General features: G+C 69.4%; 14 protein-coding genes. 12 read left to right on the top strand and 2 right to left on the bottom strand.

The window, feature by feature from the left end:
- The first annotated feature begins 102 nt into the window (after window positions 1–102).
- The 12 genes from KUTG_RS01890 to KUTG_RS01840 all read left to right on the top strand — a co-directional run bounded on the left by KUTG_RS01890 (window position 103) and on the right by KUTG_RS01840 (window position 11,630).
- Window positions 103–1,032, top strand: coding sequence for an ABC transporter ATP-binding protein (locus KUTG_RS01890; protein WP_043714424.1), 930 nt, complete (start codon window positions 103–105; stop codon window positions 1,030–1,032).
- 4 nt (window positions 1,033–1,036) lie between these two features.
- Window positions 1,037–1,798 (top strand): ABC transporter permease, encoded by a 762-nt coding sequence (locus tag KUTG_RS01885; RefSeq protein ID WP_043714422.1) that lies wholly within the window; start codon window positions 1,037–1,039, stop codon window positions 1,796–1,798.
- Between the two features lie 101 nt (window positions 1,799–1,899).
- Window positions 1,900–2,259 (top strand): hypothetical protein, encoded by a 360-nt coding sequence (locus KUTG_RS01880; protein WP_157494238.1) that lies wholly within the window; start codon window positions 1,900–1,902, stop codon window positions 2,257–2,259.
- A 183-nt stretch (window positions 2,260–2,442) separates the two neighbouring features.
- Window positions 2,443–2,574 carry a hypothetical protein gene (locus tag KUTG_RS65045; protein WP_255360841.1) on the top strand — a complete coding sequence of 44 codons (132 nt, stop codon included), beginning with the start codon at window positions 2,443–2,445 and terminating at the stop codon, window positions 2,572–2,574.
- 164 nt (window positions 2,575–2,738) lie between these two features.
- A complete protein-coding gene (locus KUTG_RS01875; protein WP_157494236.1) occupies window positions 2,739–3,662 on the top strand; it encodes a LacI family DNA-binding transcriptional regulator in 924 nt (307 codons plus the stop codon).
- A 230-nt stretch (window positions 3,663–3,892) separates the two neighbouring features.
- Window positions 3,893–5,257 (top strand): ABC transporter substrate-binding protein, encoded by a 1,365-nt coding sequence (locus tag KUTG_RS01870; RefSeq protein WP_043714417.1) that lies wholly within the window; start codon window positions 3,893–3,895, stop codon window positions 5,255–5,257.
- Window positions 5,258–5,260: 3 nt separating this feature from the next.
- Window positions 5,261–6,142 (top strand): carbohydrate ABC transporter permease, encoded by an 882-nt coding sequence (locus KUTG_RS01865; RefSeq protein WP_043714415.1) that lies wholly within the window; start codon window positions 5,261–5,263, stop codon window positions 6,140–6,142.
- Window positions 6,143–6,240: 98 nt separating this feature from the next.
- Window positions 6,241–7,059 (top strand): carbohydrate ABC transporter permease, encoded by an 819-nt coding sequence (locus KUTG_RS01860; RefSeq protein ID WP_084580933.1) that lies wholly within the window; start codon window positions 6,241–6,243, stop codon window positions 7,057–7,059.
- A gap of 23 nt (window positions 7,060–7,082) precedes the next feature.
- Window positions 7,083–9,194 (top strand): beta-galactosidase, encoded by a 2,112-nt coding sequence (locus KUTG_RS01855; RefSeq protein ID WP_043714410.1) that lies wholly within the window; start codon window positions 7,083–7,085, stop codon window positions 9,192–9,194.
- Window positions 9,195–9,204: 10 nt separating this feature from the next.
- Window positions 9,205–10,953 (top strand): RICIN domain-containing protein, encoded by a 1,749-nt coding sequence (locus tag KUTG_RS01850; protein ID WP_052393737.1) that lies wholly within the window; start codon window positions 9,205–9,207, stop codon window positions 10,951–10,953.
- Entirely contained in the window at window positions 10,954–11,208 is a 255-nt protein-coding gene (locus KUTG_RS62990; RefSeq protein WP_052393736.1) for a hypothetical protein, read from the top strand. It abuts the gene before it with no gap.
- Between the two features lie 11 nt (window positions 11,209–11,219).
- Window positions 11,220–11,630 carry a hypothetical protein gene (locus KUTG_RS01840; protein WP_052393733.1) on the top strand — a complete coding sequence of 137 codons (411 nt, stop codon included), beginning with the start codon at window positions 11,220–11,222 and terminating at the stop codon, window positions 11,628–11,630.
- Window positions 11,631–11,802: 172 nt separating this feature from the next.
- On the opposite strand, the gene KUTG_RS01835 is transcribed toward KUTG_RS01840, so the two are convergent.
- Complete coding sequence (locus KUTG_RS01835; RefSeq protein WP_157494234.1) at window positions 11,803–13,950, bottom strand: hypothetical protein; 2,148 nt, start codon at window positions 13,948–13,950, stop codon at window positions 11,803–11,805.
- Between the two features lie 38 nt (window positions 13,951–13,988).
- On the bottom strand, window positions 13,989–15,544 hold a 1,556-nt coding region (locus KUTG_RS01830), incomplete at its 5' end, for an alpha-L-fucosidase (protein ID WP_232240598.1).

Genomic DNA, 15,544 nt, shown 5'->3' with positions numbered 1-15,544 from the left:
ACGGCGTTCGGGCTGCTCTACCCTGCCCGCGTCGAGCCAGTCCTACGCGCGTCGAAGCGGGTCCGGTAAGCACATTTCGGTCGACCGTGAGGGGAGTGGCCCGTGATCGAGGCAGTGCAACTCACCAAGCGCTACGGGCAGACGCTGGCCGTGGACAACCTGTCGTTCACCGTGCAACCCGGCCGGGTCACCGGGTTCCTCGGGCCGAACGGCGCGGGCAAGTCGACGACGATGAGGATGATCCTCGGCCTGGACAATCCGACCGCTGGCAGCGTGCGCATCGACGGCAGGACGTACCGGGAGCTCGACCGTCCACTACGGACGGTCGGCGCCCTGATGGACGCGAAGTGGTTGCACCCCAACAGGTCCGCCTATTCCCATCTGCTGTGGCTGGCCAGGTCCAACCGGCTGCCCGCGCGTCGGGTGAACGAGGTGCTGGACCTGGTCGGCCTGACCGCGGTCGCCAAGCGGCGGGCCGGCGGGTTCTCGCTGGGCATGTCGCAACGGCTGGGCATCGCGGCGGCGCTGCTGGGCGATCCCGGTGTGCTGCTGTTCGACGAGCCGGTGAACGGCCTTGACCCGGAGGGCATCGTCTGGATCCGCCGGTTCATGCAGAGCCTGGCCGCCGAGGGCCGCACGGTGCTGGTCTCCAGCCACCTGTTGTCCGAGATGGCGCTGACGGCGGAGGACCTCGTCGTGATCGGCCGCGGCAGGCTGATCTCACAGGGCAGCGCCGCCGAGTTCATCGAGCGGTCGTCGACCTCGACGGTGTTCGTCCGCAGCCCGCAGCTGGCCAAGCTGGAGGCCGCCTTGGTGGACAAGGGATTCCCGGTGGTGACCGAGGGGGAGGGGCTCCAGGTCAGCGGCGCGAGAACCGAGGTGATCGGTGACGTGGCCGCCGCCATCGGCGCCGTGGTGCACGAGCTGAGCCCGCAGCGCGGCTCGCTGGAACAGGCGTTCATGCGGCTGACCGAGGACTCGGTCGAGTACCACACCGGGCTCGGCGACGCCGTTGTGCCGGAAGGGAAGTGAACCGATGGCTCTGCTGGACGTCGAACGCATCAAGCTGTTCTCCACCCGCGCGCCGTGGTGGTGCATGGTGCTGGCCGCCGCGCTGACGGTCGGCTTCACGGTCCTGTTGGTGGCCAACGCGGGGACCACGTTCCCGCTCGCCGTGAGCACCACGCAGTTCGCCTACAACTTCGGCCTGATGGTCGTGATGGTGATGGCCGCGCTGGCGATCACCACCGAATACCGCTTCGGCACCATCAAGTCCACCTTCCAGGCGGTGCCCAACCGGACCGCCGTGCTGGTGTCCAAGACCGTTGTCGTCGCGCTGCTGGCCGGCGTCGTCGGCGAGATCATCGCTTTCGCCTGCTGGGGCGTGGCGCGGCTGATGAAGCCGGACGCCGACCTGGCGATCCGGACCGCGTCGGACTGGCGCAACGTCGCGGGCGTCGGGCCCGTCTACTTCGGCGGCGCGATTCTCGCCCTTGGCGTCGGCATGCTGATCCGGCAGACCGCCGGCGCGGTGTCGATCATCCTGGTCTGGTCGCTGCTGGCCGAGAGTCTCGTCGGGCTCGTTCCGACGATCGGCGTCAAGATCCAGGCCTGGCTGCCGTTCAACGTCGCCGGGCACTTCGTCAACGGGGACGAGCCGGCGACGGGCGGCGTGCAGGGACGCGGCGCAGGCATCGACTTCGCGATGAGCCCGTGGGTGTCCCTGCTCTACTTCATGGGCGTTGCGGTGGCCCTGCTCGTCATCGGCATAGTGGTGGTGAACAAGAGGGACGCGTGACGTGAGGATCTCGACGACCCTCTCGCGGTCGGTCATGCGCAATGGCCGCCAATTCTTTGACAAGAACCGTCGGATTCTGTGAATTGTTGGGAGGAGCTGTTATGTCTGGTGTGCATTTATCGTGCCGACGCGTAATTGCCGGCCTCGCCACGGTTTTCCTGTTCGGGGTGTTCGCCCTGGTGGCACCGGCCGCGCACGCGGTCACCACGACGGCCTGTGGGGCCGGGTTCCAGATCGGTGCGCCCGGAGAGATCAGGATGGGATCCAGCTGCGCCGGCTTCGTCGACAACGGTGGGCCATACGTGTTCACCATCGCCCGACTGACTGTTCTGGTGCCCAACCCCCTCGGCCTTCCGGAGTTCCGCACCTACGACCATGCCGTGGCGACGTGCGGCGGTTACGACTACTACGGCGGTGACGGTGAGCTTGCCGCTCTGCAGTGCCTGAACGTCCAGCACTGACGGTACGTCGCAGCGACCGGGCGCGCCCTGGGGAATGACATGTCGCGCCCGGCCTCGCGCTCTCAGCATGGTGACCGACACCTTTCATTCTGGACCTGTGACGCTCCCGTAGAGTCTCGCCTCTCCTGACATGTCGATCGTGCTTGACCGGGACGTTCTTGGTTGTCTCACTGTGACGTCACCATGATCGGTCTCAAGTACAAGGGCTGGTTCGGCGACGTGACGCTGGGCGGCGTGCAGTTCGGCTTCGAGATCGCCGCGACCGGCCAGGCGCTGGACTTCACCTCCAACAGCTTCTCCGTGTTGCCCTCGTGACGGTGTCGCCTTCCTGACCGGGGGTCGGCGGGGCATCCCGGCTCCCCGTCGGTGTTTCGATTGGATTTCGGATACTTGACGGGCTGGCTCTGACTGCGTAGACATGACTGCGCAGTCAGAGCCCTGAACTGCACAGACAGCAGTCGAGCCCGGTAGGAGATGTCATGGCCCGGAACGCGGACAGCCCCGCGCTCCCGCGCAGCGTGGACGTGGCGCGGCTGGCCGAGGTGTCGCAGAAGACGGTGTCTCGGGTCTTCAACAACGAGCCGTACGTCTCCGAGGAGGTGCGCCGCCGCGTCCTCGCCGCCGCCGACCAGCTCGGCTACCGGCTGAACAACGCGGCCCGGGTGCTGGCCTCCGGCCGGTCGCGCTCCATCGGCGTGGTGACCCTGGGGACCGCCCTGTACGGTCCCACCTCCCTGCTGATCGGCATCGAGCGCGCGGTCCGCGACGTCGGATACACGCTGCGCGTGGCCACCACGGTCGAGGGCGACACCGGGGGTGTCGCCGGCGCTGTGGAGTCGCTGCTGGACCAGGGCGTGGATGGCGTCATCATCTCCGAGCCGATCGACGACGGCGCCGGTCCCGTGCAGATCGGCGTGCCGGTGCTCGTGCTCGGCGCTCCGCCGGCGTTCGCCGGCCCGCACGTGGTCGCCACCGGCGTCCGGTCCGATCTGCTGGCGCGGGTGGCCACTGAGCACCTGCTCGACCTCGGCCACCGGACCGTCCATCACGTCGCCGGGCCGCAGCGGTGGTTCTCGGCCCGTGACCGGCTGGACGGTTGGCGGACCGCGCTGCGGGCCCGCGGCTGTCCGGAGCCGACGGTCGTGGAAGGCGACTGGTCGGCCGCGTCCGGCTACCTCGCCGGCCGGCAGCTGGCCACCGACGACACCGTCACCGCGGTGTTCGCCGCCAACGACGACATGGCCATCGGCCTGATCCGCGGGCTGATGGAAGCCGGCCTGCGCGTCCCCGAGGACGTCAGCGTGGTCGGCTTCGACGACATCCCGCTGGCCGGCTACGTGACGCCGCCGCTGACCACCGCGCGACAGCCGTTCGACGTCGTCGCCCGAGAGGGCCTCACATAGATGGTGCGGGCGATCGAGCAGCCCGACGCCCCCGTTGTCCCCGCGGCCGAGCCGCCGGTCGAGTTGGTCGTCCGGCGATCGACCGCGCCGCCGCGTGACCGCGGCGCCGCCACCCGAACCGAATAGCCCGACAAGCCGGCCGAGGACTTCGGGGCGCACCGGCTTTCTCCCTCGTCGCACGCCGCCGCCCGGTGTGTCGATCACACCTGCCCACCGACTGGAGATCCGCCATGTCCCAGTTCTCCCTGAGCCGTCGCTCCTTCCTCGCCGCCGCCGGTGCCGTGTCGCTGGGCACAGCGCTGGCCGCCTGCGGCGGTGACGGCGGCGGGTCCACCTCCGCCCAGGCCGTCGGCCAGTCCGATGTGGACAAGGCGATGGCCACGCCGACCGAGCTGACGTTCTGGACCTGGGTGCCCGACATCGACCAGGAAGTCGCGCTGTTCCGGAAGAAGTACCCGGCGATCAAGGTCAACGTGGTCAACGCCGGCCAGGGCACGCCGCAGTACACCAAGCTGCGGACGGCGTTGCAGGCCGGCACCGGCGCCCCGGACCTGGTGCAGATCGAGTACCAGTACATCCCGACCTTCACCATCACCGACAGCCTGCTCGACCTGCAGCCCTACGGCGCGTCGGCGCTCAAGAGCAGATTCGTGGACTGGACCTGGGGCCAGGTCACCGGGGCCGGCGGCGAGATCTGGGCCATGCCGCAGGACACCGGCCCGATGGGTCTGCTGTACCGGCAGGACATCTTCGACCAGCACGGGATCGCGGTGCCCAAGACGTGGGACGAGTTCGCCGACGCCGCGCACAAGCTGCACGCCGCCGACCCGAACGTCTACCTGACCAACATGGCCGCGAACCAGGCCGCGGCCTGGCACGGGCTGCTCTGGCAGGCCGGCGCCAAACCGTACGTCAGCTCGGGCAAGAGCGACATCGCCATTAGTGTTAGCGATAACATAGGCAAGAAGCTGGCGGCGTACTGGGGCGGGCTGGCCAAGGACGGCGTGATCGGCACCGAACCGGACTTCACCGACGCCTGGTACGGCGCGCTCAACAACGGCAAGTACGCCACCTGGATCACGGCCGCCTGGGGGCCCGTGTTCCTGTCCGGCTCGGCCAAGGCCACGGCCGGCAAGTGGCGCGCGGCCCCGCTGCCGCAGTGGGACTCCGGATCCCAGCACTCGGGCAACTGGGGCGGCTCCACCACGGCCGTGATCAAGACGTCCAAGAACCCGATCGCCGCGGCGACGTTCGCGCAGTTCCTCAACACCGACCCCGAGACCACGAAGCTGTTCGCCACCAAGCAGTTCCTCTTCCCGTCGTCCAAGGCGCTGCTGACCGACCCGTCGTTCGCCGGCGACAAGCCCGACTTCTACGGCGGCCAGCCGGTCAACCAGGTCTTCGCCGGCATCGGCGACACCATCGACCCGTCCTTCCAGTGGCCGCCGTTCCTGGACCAGGTGGTCACCGACTGGACCGAGACGGTCGGCAAGTCGTTGGCAGACAAGACCGACAGCGTCGCCGCGCTGGACCAGTGGCAGTCCCGGATCACGGCGTTCGCCAAGAACCAGGGCTTCACCGTCGGGGGACGGTGAGCGATGAGTGTCGTCTCCGCCGGACCGCGCCGGGCGGGCCTGCTGTTCGTCACCCCGTTCATGGTGCTGTTCCTGCTGCTCTTCCTGACCCCGCTCGGCTACGCCGCGTACCTCAGCCTGTTCCAGCACAAGCTGATCGGCGGCACGACGTTCGTAGGCCTGGACAACTACGCGAAGGCCGTCACCGATCCGCAGTTCCTGCGTGGAGTCCTGCGCGTGGCCACGTTCTTCGTCATCCAGGTGCCGCTGATGCTGGTGCTGGCGCTGCTGTTCGCGCTGGCGCTGGACTCCGGCCTGATGCGGCTGGCGCGCGTGGTCCGGCTGGGCATCTTCGTCCCGTACGCGGTGCCGAGCGTGGTGGCCGCGCTGATGTGGGGCTATCTCTACGGTCCCGACTACGGCCCGTTCGCCCAGCTGGGACGGCTCCTGCACGTGCCGGTGCCACGTTTCCTCAGTGAAACCTGGATGTTGGGCAGCCTGTCCAACGTCGTCAGCTGGGAGTTCGTCGGCTACAACATGATCATCCTGTACGCCGCGCTGCGCAGCGTCTCCCCGGAGCTGTACGAGGCGGCCGCGGTCGACGGGGCCGGGGCCTGGCGCATCGCCTGGTCGATCAAGCTGCCCGCGCTGCGCCCGGCGCTGGTGCTGACCCTGCTGTTCTCGGTGATCGGCAGCTTCCAGCTGTTCAACGAGCCGAAGCTGTTGCAGCCGCTGGCCCCGGACGTGATCGACAGCGGCTTCACGGCCAATCTCTACGCCTACTCGCTCGCCTTCACCGGCCAGCAGGTCAACTACGCGGCCACCGTGTCGTTCCTGCTGGGCCTGGTGATCGTGGCGGTGTCGTACGGCTTCCTGTTCGCCTCGAACCGCCGGAGGGCAGTGTGACCGTCACGATCCCGGCCGCGACGGCCGCCCCGGTCGCCGGCCCGCCGGCGCCGGTCCGCAGGCGGCGGCCCCGGCGCAGCACCCCGCTGACCATCGCCATGTTCGCGGCGCTGGCCTACTTCCTGCTGCCGCTGTTCTGGCTGCTCGTCTCGTCGACCAAGAACACCCAGGACCTGTTCACCACCTTCGGGCTCTGGTTCTCGCATTCGCCGCAGCTGCTGGCCAACATCGAGGCGGCGGTGACCTACGACGGCGGCGTGTTCGTGCGCTGGCTGCTCAACACGCTGCTGTACGCGGTGGTGAGCGCGGTCGGGGCGGCGCTGCTGGCCGCCGCGGCGGGCTACGGCTTCGCCAAGTTCCGGTTCCGCGGCAGCACCGCCTGGTTCAATCTGGTCATCGGCGCGGTGATGGTGCCGACCACGGCGCTGGCCATCCCGACCTACCTGCTGTTCGCACAGGTGGGCCTGGTCAACACGGCGTGGGCGGTCATCCTGCCCTCGCTGGTCAACCCGTTCGGCCTGTTCCTGATGAGGGTCTACGCCCAGGACGCGGTGCCCGACCAGGTGATCGAGGCGGCCCGCATCGACGGCGCGGGCGAGCTGCGGATCTTCGCCGGGATCGCGCTGCGCATGCTGGCCCCGGGCCTGGTCACGGTGGTGCTGTTCACGCTCGTCGCGACGTGGAACAACTACTTCCTGCCGTTGATCATGCTCAACGACCCGAAGCTGTACCCCGTGACGGTCGGGCTCGCCTCCTGGGCCGCCCAGGCCCAGAACGGCGGCGCCGGCGCCAGCAGCGAGATGCTGCCGCTGGTGGTCACCGGGTCCCTGCTCTCGATCGTGCCCCTCGTCATCGCTTTCCTGTTGCTGCAACGGTATTGGCAGAGCGGCCTGGCCGCCGGCAGCGTCAAGCAGTGACCCGTCCACTGGGAGGTTCGTCCATGGCGGTTCTGCCCGCCCGCGTGCTGTTCGGCGCCGCGTACTACCACGAGTACCAGCCGACCGACCGGATCAAGACCGACCTGGACCTGATGGTCGAGGCGCGGTTCACCGTGATCCGGGTCGGCGAGTCGGTCTGGTCGACGTGGGAGCCGGAGAACGGCCGGTTCGACCTGGACTGGCTCCAGCCGGTGCTGGACGGGGCGCACGAGCGCGGGCTGGCGGTCGTGCTGGGCACGCCGACCTACGCCGTGCCGCCGTGGCTGGCCCGCCAGTACCCGGAGATCGCGGGCGAGCGGGCCACCGGCAGGCGCATCGGCTGGGGCGCGCGCCAGGAGGTGGACTTCACCCATCCCGCGTTCCGCTTCCACGCCGAGCGGGTCATCCGGCGGATCGTCGGCCGCTACGCCGGGCACCCGGCGGTGATCGGGTTCCAGGTGGACAACGAGCCGGGCCTGGAACTGCTGCACAACCACGGCGTGTTCCAGCGCTTCGTGGACCACCTGCGCGCCACGTATGGCGATGTGGAGACGCTGAACCGGGAGTGGGGTCTGGTCTACTGGTCGCACCGGCTGTCCACGTGGGCCGATCTGTGGACGCCGGACGGCAACGCCCAGCCGCAGTACGACGTGGCCTGGCGGGCGTTCCAGGCCAGGCAGGTCAATGAGTTCATCGCCTGGCAGGCCGAGATCGTCCGGGAGTACGCGCGGCCCGAGCAGTTCGTCACCACGTGCATCTCCTACACGCGGCAGGCCGTCGAGGACGACCAGATGACCGACAGTCTGGACATCGCCGCCGGCAACCCGTACTACGACATGCAGGACGGCCTCGCGCTGCCCGACCCCACCCCGGACGACCACGAGCAGAAGTGGAAGACCACCGGGGTGTGGGCGCTGTACGAGACGGCCGACCAGATGTTCTCCTCGCTCCAGGCGCCGTTCCTGGTCACCGAGACCAATGCCGGCGGCATCGGCTTCGCGTGGGACAACCGGCCGGCCTTCGACGGCCAGTGGCGGCAGGCCGCGTGGGCACTGGTCGGCCGGGGCGCGCGGATGATCGAGTACTGGCAGTGGCAGACGCTGCACTTCGGCGCTGAGACCTACTGGGGCGGGATCCTCCCGCACAGCGGGCAGCCCGGCCGCACGTACGCCGAGCTGGCGCGGCTGGGGGCCGAGTTCGAGGCGGCCGGGTCGCTGGTAGCCGGCCTTGAGCCGGACGCCGACATCACGATGGTCTACTCGACGGCGAGCAAGTGGCTGATGCAGAAGTATCCGCCACTGTCCACTGCGGACGGTGAGCCCGACTATGCCGCGTACCACCGGATCTTCGACCCGTTCTACCGCGGCGCGTTCGACGCCCGGCGTCAGGTCCGCATCGTGCACGCCCGCCAGCTGCACGACCTGCCGCCCGAGGAAGCGTCGCGGCAGCGCCCGGTCCTGGTCGTGCCGGCGCTGTACGTCGTCGACGACGCCACCATCGACTGGCTCGCCGCCTACGCGCAGGCCGGCGGTCACCTCGTTCTCGGCGTGCGCACCGCGTACGCCGACCACGAGGCGCGAGCGCGCCGCGAGCCCGCGCCGGCCCGACTCGTCGACGCGGCCGGCGTCAGCTACGACGAGTTCAGCAACCTACGGCAGGACGTCCCGGTCCGCGCCGCCGACGGCGGGGCGCTGGACGTGCCGGCGGGGGCGACGGCGACGCGGTGGATCGACGGCCTGACCGCCACCGACGCCCAGACCCTGGTCGAGTACGACCACCCGCACTTCGGCCGCTGGCCGGCCGTCACGACCCGGCGGCACGGCGCCGGCCGGGTCACCTACGTCGGCACCGTGCCCGACCGCCAACTGGCCCGCGCCCTCGCGGCCTGGCTGGCGCCGCTGCCCCGCAGCGGCTGGCCCACCCCGCCCGAATCCGTCACGGTGACGACGGGGACCTCCCCGGACGGCCGGCGCGTCCACGTGGTGCACAACTGGAGCTGGGAGCCCACCAGCGTCTCCGCGCCCGTGGACCTGTCGGACGCCTTCGACGGCGCCGTTTTCCGCACCGGCCAGGCATTACGCCTCGGCGCGTGGGACGTTCGTGTTCTCGTCGGCGCGGCCCCTACACAGGAGTAGAGAGGCAACGATGTTCCCTGCCAAGACAGTCGCCCGGGTGGCGCTGATGGTCGCCGCCGCCCTGGCGCTCGGCGTCTGCGCGCCAGCCGAGGCCCAGACCAGCGGCGTGCAGACCGTGTTCACCCCGACCGCGAGCGCCGGCTACGTCAATCCGGGCGTCATGTACGCCCGGGCGGTCACCTTGCAGCACAGCGGTTCCGCCAACGGAACGATGCTGAGCACGTTCGAGGTCTACACGAACTCGACGCCGTACTTCCCGGTGTACCAGAGCACCGACGGCGGCCACAGCTGGTCGTACCTGTCGCGCGTCACCGACACCGTGAACGGCTTCGGGATGCGGTGGAACCCGCAGATCTACGAGCTGCCGGCGCGGCTGGGCGGCCTGCCGGCCGGCACGCTGCTGGAGGCGGGGCTGTCGGTGCCGGCCGACCGGTCGTCGACCGAGATCCTGCTGTACGCCAGCACCGACCACGGCAGGTCGTGGCGGCTGCTGAGCTCGGTGGCCAAGGGCGGCCCGGCGTGGGTGAACGACCCGAACACGCCGATCTGGGAGCCGTTCCTGCTGATGAACAACGGCAAGCTGATCGTGTACTACTCCGACCAGCGCCAGAACTCCGTGCACTCGCAGAAGCTGGTCCACCAGACCAGCACCGACGGCGTGCGCTGGCGGGCGGTCGTGGACGACGTCGCCTACGCGGCCCAGTCGGCCCGGCCCGGCATGGCCACCGTCGCCCCGATCGGCGGCGGCCGCTGGATCATGACCTACGAGTACTGCGGCGCCCCGGCCGGCAGCTGCCCGGCGTACTACCGGATCGCCACCGACCCGGAGAAGTTCGCCGCCGCCGACGACCACCAGATCGTGCTCAACGACGGCACGAAGCCGTGCTGCCAGCCGTACGTCGTCTGGACGCCCAGCGGCGGTCCCGACGGGACGATCGTCGTCACCACCGGCGGCCAGACCGTGCTGTCGATCAACACCGCCGGCGGCGACCCGACCGCCTGGCGCTCGCAGGCGTCCAACGCGCCCGGCGGCTACAGCCGGTCGCTGATGCTCATGCCCGACGGCAACACCGTGATGACGCTGACCGGCGGCTACCACGACAGCAACTACCTCAACCAGGTGCAGTACGCGTTCGACCACATCGCGCCGGGCATCTCCTCCGGCGCCACCTACACCCTCGGCAACGGCCGCGTCACCATGACCTCGCCGATCACCCGGCGGGCCGACGGCTACTTCACGCTGAAGGACACCCAGGAGTGGTCGATCGTCCAGCAGACCGACGGCTCCTACACGTTCACCAACCGCCGCACCGGCGACACCTCGCGCTGGACGCTCGCCCAGACCGCGCTGCCCGATCTCACCAACGGCGACTTCACCCTCCAGAACGACTTCGGCAAGTACCTGGAGATCCCGGGCGGCTCGACCGCGGCCGGCACGCAGGCCGACCAGTGGTGGTACGCGAACCAGCCGTGGCACCTGTGGCACTTCGTCGCGGCGACCGGCGGCTACCGGATCGTCAACGCCCAGTCCGGGCTGGCGCTGACCGACGAGGGCGGCATCACGCAAGCGGCCGTCGGGGACGACAACCAGGTCTGGACGCTGGTGCCGCACGGCGACCGGTACCTGATCAAGAACGTCGGCACCGGACGGTTCGTGACGATCGCCCAGGGCGTTCCGACCGATCTGGCCAAGGCCCTGTCGTGGTCGGAGATCGACACACCGGACCAGTACTGGACGGTCCGCCGCGTCAACAACTGAGTGCGACAGGCCACAGCGGACGGTCCTGGCCTGCAACGGTCGGTCGCCCGGTTGACGGGCGCCGACGCGTTGCGGGTACGCACCTTCTTCGCCACCGGCCTGGTCATGACGGTCTCCTTGGTCCTCGCACTGCCCGACCGGCGAGCCGACGGGGCGTGGAGCGCCTGGATCCTGGACCTCGTGGACCGGGCGGACGGACCGGAGATGAGCAAGGCTGCACATGCGAGCGGCGAGAGCCGGACGGACGAGAACTGACGGTGGGGCAGATGAACACTGGTGATCTGACGCGGACCGCGCTGGCGGGCATCCGGATCTTCAACGGCGTGGTGGGGCTGTTCGCGGCCCGGCGGATGGCCGCGCAGCTCGGGGGCGAGCTGGGGGAGGACAAGCGGTTCGTCGATCCGGCGCGGATGTTCGGGGTGCGGACGATCGTGCTGGGGCTCGATCTGCTGACGTTGCGCGCGGGTGACGCGTCCGCCCGTCGAGTCCTGTCCCAGGCCGTGTTGATTCACGCCTCCGACACCGCGGCGGCGGCGTATGCCGGGTGGCGGTGCGAGCTCCCGGCCAAGGCCGCGAAGTTCACCACGGCCATCTCGGCGGTGAACACCGCGCTGGCGGTGGTGTCGCTGGCCACCTGCCGGCGCGCTCCTCAGGTTCCGTCCGGACGCGCCGACTGAGCCGCGCTGACCGAACGCCGGAAGTCGACGGCGTCCCGTTCGTCTTCGAGGCCTACTCGGGTGGCGAGGCCGCTGACGAGCTGGTGGTCAAGCTGCCGCGGCGCGGTGGTGAGGCCGGGGCCAGGGATCCCGCAGCCAGATCCCCGGCCCGGCTGTCAGCCGTGCCGACGGGTCACGACAGGGCGATGACCGCGTTGTGGTCGCCGCCGGGTGTGACGCTGACGGTGAACAGGTGCGTGGTCGAGTTGTACGACACCGAGCCAACGGCGCCGTCGGTCGCCGTCGCCTTCGGAGTCGACGGGGCGTACCCGTGCAGTGTCACCGACTTCTCGTTGGCCGCGAACGTCACGGTGGCGTGCACAGCGCCGTTGTCGGACAGCTGGGCTATCCGCTTGCTGCCCAGCGACGCGAACTTGCCGGCGTCGCCGAGGAGCGCGATGCCGGACTGGCCGACCGGCGCGACCACGTAGTACGAGCCGGAGCTGACGGTGTCGATGAACGAGCCGCCCGCCGGCACGAGCTTGCCGGCCCCGGTGAAGTAGTCGTACACGTAGGCGGTGCCGCCCACACCGAGGCTGTTCGGCGTGAAGCTGATCGACTGGGAGCCGTTGTTGCGGGCGTACGCGAAGACGTACCCGTCACGCAGTCCGTTGTGGTCGGTGTAGGCGCCGGCCACCATGGGGGCACTGGAGTTCTGGGCGACCGCCGGGTAGACGGAGTCCAGCGGCACCAGCGAGGCGTCCGGCTTGACGATCACACCGTCCGCGCGCACGGACTGAGCCAGGTTCGCGGTGCTCTCCTTGCCGATCGCGTCGCCCACGCCGACCATGCCGCCGGACAGCGTGGACAGCACGAGGTTGTTGGTCTCGGTGCTCATGAACACGTCGCTCCACGGCCATTCGCCGAGCGCGCTGGCCATCCGCGAGTCGAACAGGAACGTGTCCCACTTGCTGCGGTCGAAGCGGTCCAGGCTCACCCGGGTGGTCTGCAGGTTCTGGTACTGCGTGCCCTGGAGCTCGCTCCACGGCAGGGCCATGCAGTACTGGAGGGTGACGCCGTCGGCGGCGGCCGAGTGCGCCATGTTGCCCAGGAAGGCGTTGGGGTCGTTGAGGTTGTAGTGCGGCTGGGCGTCGGCGGACAGCCAGTCCTGCTCGTAGGTCACGACGCCGGAGCCGGACAGGTAGCTCATCGTGCTGTTCCAGAAGTCAGGATCGGTGATCACGTCGCCGGACATCGAGTACTGCCCGCGGTAGGGGCTGGACGGGTCGATCCAGCGGGCGTGGGTGATCAGCGGCAGGCCGACCTGCTTCTGGAACGCGCTGAGCCCGTTGGGGAACAGGTCCGAGGCCGCGCGGTAGGTGTACTCGCCGCCGCGGTTGGTTCCGTTGCCCTGCCAGCTGTTCGACGAACCCTTCGGGTACCACCAGCTGTCCAGCTGCAGATAACCGACCGGCACGCCGCGGGCGGCGAAGTCCTTGGTCACGGCGGCCAGTGTGCCGGCATAGCCCTTGGACGTGTCGTACTTGTAGTAGTAGGTGGCGCCGTTGTCGGTCCAGTAGCCGAGCTTGTTCAGCGTGGCGTTGGCGTCGTTGGGAACCGGATGCTTGCCGCCCAGCGCCATCAGGGCCGAGCCCCACTTGGTGTAGGTGTCGTTGATGCCGTCGCCGAGGGTCAACACCGTGCGGTGGGTGAAGTTGGCCGGCAGCGTCGACACGCCGGACACGATGCCGGCGGACAGGGTGTTGCCGCCGCTGCGGGTCAGGTTGGCGACCGCGAAGTTGTCGGCCGCGGAGACCAGGTAGCCGTGGTTCTGGGCGTCGAAGGTCAGCAGCGGGCTGTCGTGGGCCACCGAGCCGTTGAACTGGTACGGCGCCCAGGCCGCGTCCTGGAAGGACTCGTGGTAGGACAGCGCCGGCGCGTTCAGTGTCGGGAACGCGGTGCCGGTGTTCGCGGTCGAGGACTGGTTGGTCGAGCTGAACAGCACCACCGGCGTGTTCTGGTAGACGCGGATGCTCGCCGTGCGGCGCACGCTGTCGGTGTAGGCGAAGTCCACCTCCTGGTACGCCCCGACGGCGTCGCTGCCGGAGGCGCTGCTCTGGCTGGTGACCGGGTGGCCGACGCTGCCGGTGAACGTCCAGGCGGCGGGCTGGGTGGTGTGGATCTGGTAGCTGCCGTCGGCGGCGACGGTCGCGGTGATCCCGGAGGCGGCGATCGCGGACGGCGGCGTCTGCGCGCTGGCGGTGCCGCCGGTCCACGCGACGCCGGCGACGAGCAATGCGGTCACCGGAAGGGCGATCCGCAGCGGTGGTCGTGCATTCATCTGGGGCGTCTCCGAACGGTGTGATGGGTGGCGGCGGATCAACCCGGGATCGGGCCGGAGAAGGTGAGCTTCACGACGTAGGCCAGGGCGCTGAACGGCGCGGTCGCGGACGGCATCCTGATGTGCATTCCCGCGCCGTCCTGCGTCGGCCTGGGCAGTGAGATGTAGCTGCCGGTGACATTGTTCAGCAGCTGCGCCGAGACCAGCGTGTTGAGGTTGAGGCGGCTGGACGTGAGTGTGCTGATGGTCGTGGTCGCGCCCTGCCAGCCCAGCGCGGTGGCGTACAGCACCTTGTTGTCCGGGCTGCGGGTGAACCTGATGTCCCGCGGCGTGCCGGGTTTCGGGCCGGTGAACGAGCCGCCGCCCATCTTGGTCGGGCCCTCGCCGAACGAGGACCAGGCCCGGGTGCCGTAGACGGACTCGCCGAACCGGCCGAGGTAGTCGCCGATGGTGAGCAGGATGCTCTGCTGTCCGGCCGGGATGGTGCCGTCGGCCATCGGCGCGATGTTCAGCAGCGTGGTGCCGCCCTTGCTGACCCGGTCGATGATCGAGTGCAGGATGGCCTTGGCCGAGTAGTAGCCGATGCCGTTGGTGTAGCACCAGCTGGAGCTGGAGATGCTGTCGTCGGTCTCCCAGTACGGCGAGAGCAGCCCGGCCGGGCCGCCGCGCTCGTAGTCGTAGACCTCGCCCCTGTTGTCCAAGCCGTCCTTGTAGGTGGCGACCACGTCCTTGTTCCAGGCCACGGCCTTGTTGTAGTAGTACGAAAGGAAGTTCAGCCGCTGTGACTCCTGGACCTTGCTCAGGTCGAAGTCCTGGTAGATCAGGTCGGGCTCGTAGCCGTCGACAACTTCGCGGAGCTTGTCGTACCAGAGCTGGTTCTCCGCGGTCGAGCCGAGCTGCCCGTACAGCTTCTTGAGCGTGGTCGTGGACTGCGCGGGCACGTGGTCGTAGTAGCCGTTGAAGTGGTAGGCGTGGTGCAGGGCGCACAGGAATTTCAGGCCCTGCCCGCGAATCGCCTGCCCGTGCAGCCCGACCAGGTCCAGCTTCGGGCCCCTGGCCACCGAGTTCCACTCGTTGGCCTTGCTGTTCCACATGGAGAATCCGTCGTGGTGTTCGGCCACCGGTCCGGCGAACCGGGCCCCGGCCGCCTTGAACAGCTGGGCCCACGCCACCGGGTCGAACTTGCCGCCGGCGGAGACGAGCTTGGGCGCGAACTGCGTGTAGTGGCCCGACTTGTCGTTGGCTCCGTTGATGAAGTTGTGGTAGGGCCAGGCCGTCGGGCTGCCGTAGGTGGCGACGTGGTGGGCGTTGCAGGAGTCGCCGGAGATGTACATCCGGCGCGGGTACCACTCGTTGCCGTAGGCCGGGACGCTGAACACGCCCCAGTGGTAGTAGATGCCGAACTTGGCGTCCTGGAACCAGGTCGGAGCCGGCGGGTGTTGGTCGACCGAGGACCAGGTCGGAGAGTAGCTGCTGGGGCCGGTGGTGGCGCCGGCCTCGGGGGGCGAACCGGAGCAGGCTGAAGGCCGTCGCCGTGCCGGCGGCGGCGAGCAGAGTGCGGCGGCTGAGCGGAACAGGAGGCATGGCGGGGACC

Source organism: Kutzneria sp. 744 (assembly GCF_000568255.1).
Classification (GTDB): domain Bacteria; phylum Actinomycetota; class Actinomycetes; order Mycobacteriales; family Pseudonocardiaceae; genus Kutzneria.
The sequence above is the reverse complement of the archived record's forward strand: the minus strand, read 5'-3'. Positions and strand labels throughout refer to the sequence as shown.

Coding starts and splice junctions, on each gene's coding strand:
- KUTG_RS01885 (WP_043714422.1), top strand. CDS start 1,037: ATGGCTCTGCTGGACGTCGAACGCATCAAGCTGTTCTCCACCCGCGCG.
- KUTG_RS01880 (WP_157494238.1), top strand. CDS start 1,900: ATGTCTGGTGTGCATTTATCGTGCCGACGCGTAATTGCCGGCCTCGCC.
- KUTG_RS65045 (WP_255360841.1), top strand. CDS start 2,443: ATGATCGGTCTCAAGTACAAGGGCTGGTTCGGCGACGTGACGCTGGGC.
- KUTG_RS01875 (WP_157494236.1), top strand. CDS start 2,739: ATGGCCCGGAACGCGGACAGCCCCGCGCTCCCGCGCAGCGTGGACGTG.
- KUTG_RS01870 (WP_043714417.1), top strand. CDS start 3,893: ATGTCCCAGTTCTCCCTGAGCCGTCGCTCCTTCCTCGCCGCCGCCGGT.
- KUTG_RS01865 (WP_043714415.1), top strand. CDS start 5,261: ATGAGTGTCGTCTCCGCCGGACCGCGCCGGGCGGGCCTGCTGTTCGTC.
- KUTG_RS01860 (WP_084580933.1), top strand. CDS start 6,241: ATGTTCGCGGCGCTGGCCTACTTCCTGCTGCCGCTGTTCTGGCTGCTC.
- KUTG_RS01855 (WP_043714410.1), top strand. CDS start 7,083: ATGGCGGTTCTGCCCGCCCGCGTGCTGTTCGGCGCCGCGTACTACCAC.
- KUTG_RS01850 (WP_052393737.1), top strand. CDS start 9,205: ATGTTCCCTGCCAAGACAGTCGCCCGGGTGGCGCTGATGGTCGCCGCC.
- KUTG_RS01840 (WP_052393733.1), top strand. CDS start 11,220: ATGAACACTGGTGATCTGACGCGGACCGCGCTGGCGGGCATCCGGATC.
- KUTG_RS01835 (WP_157494234.1), bottom strand. CDS start 13,950: ATGAATGCACGACCACCGCTGCGGATCGCCCTTCCGGTGACCGCATTG.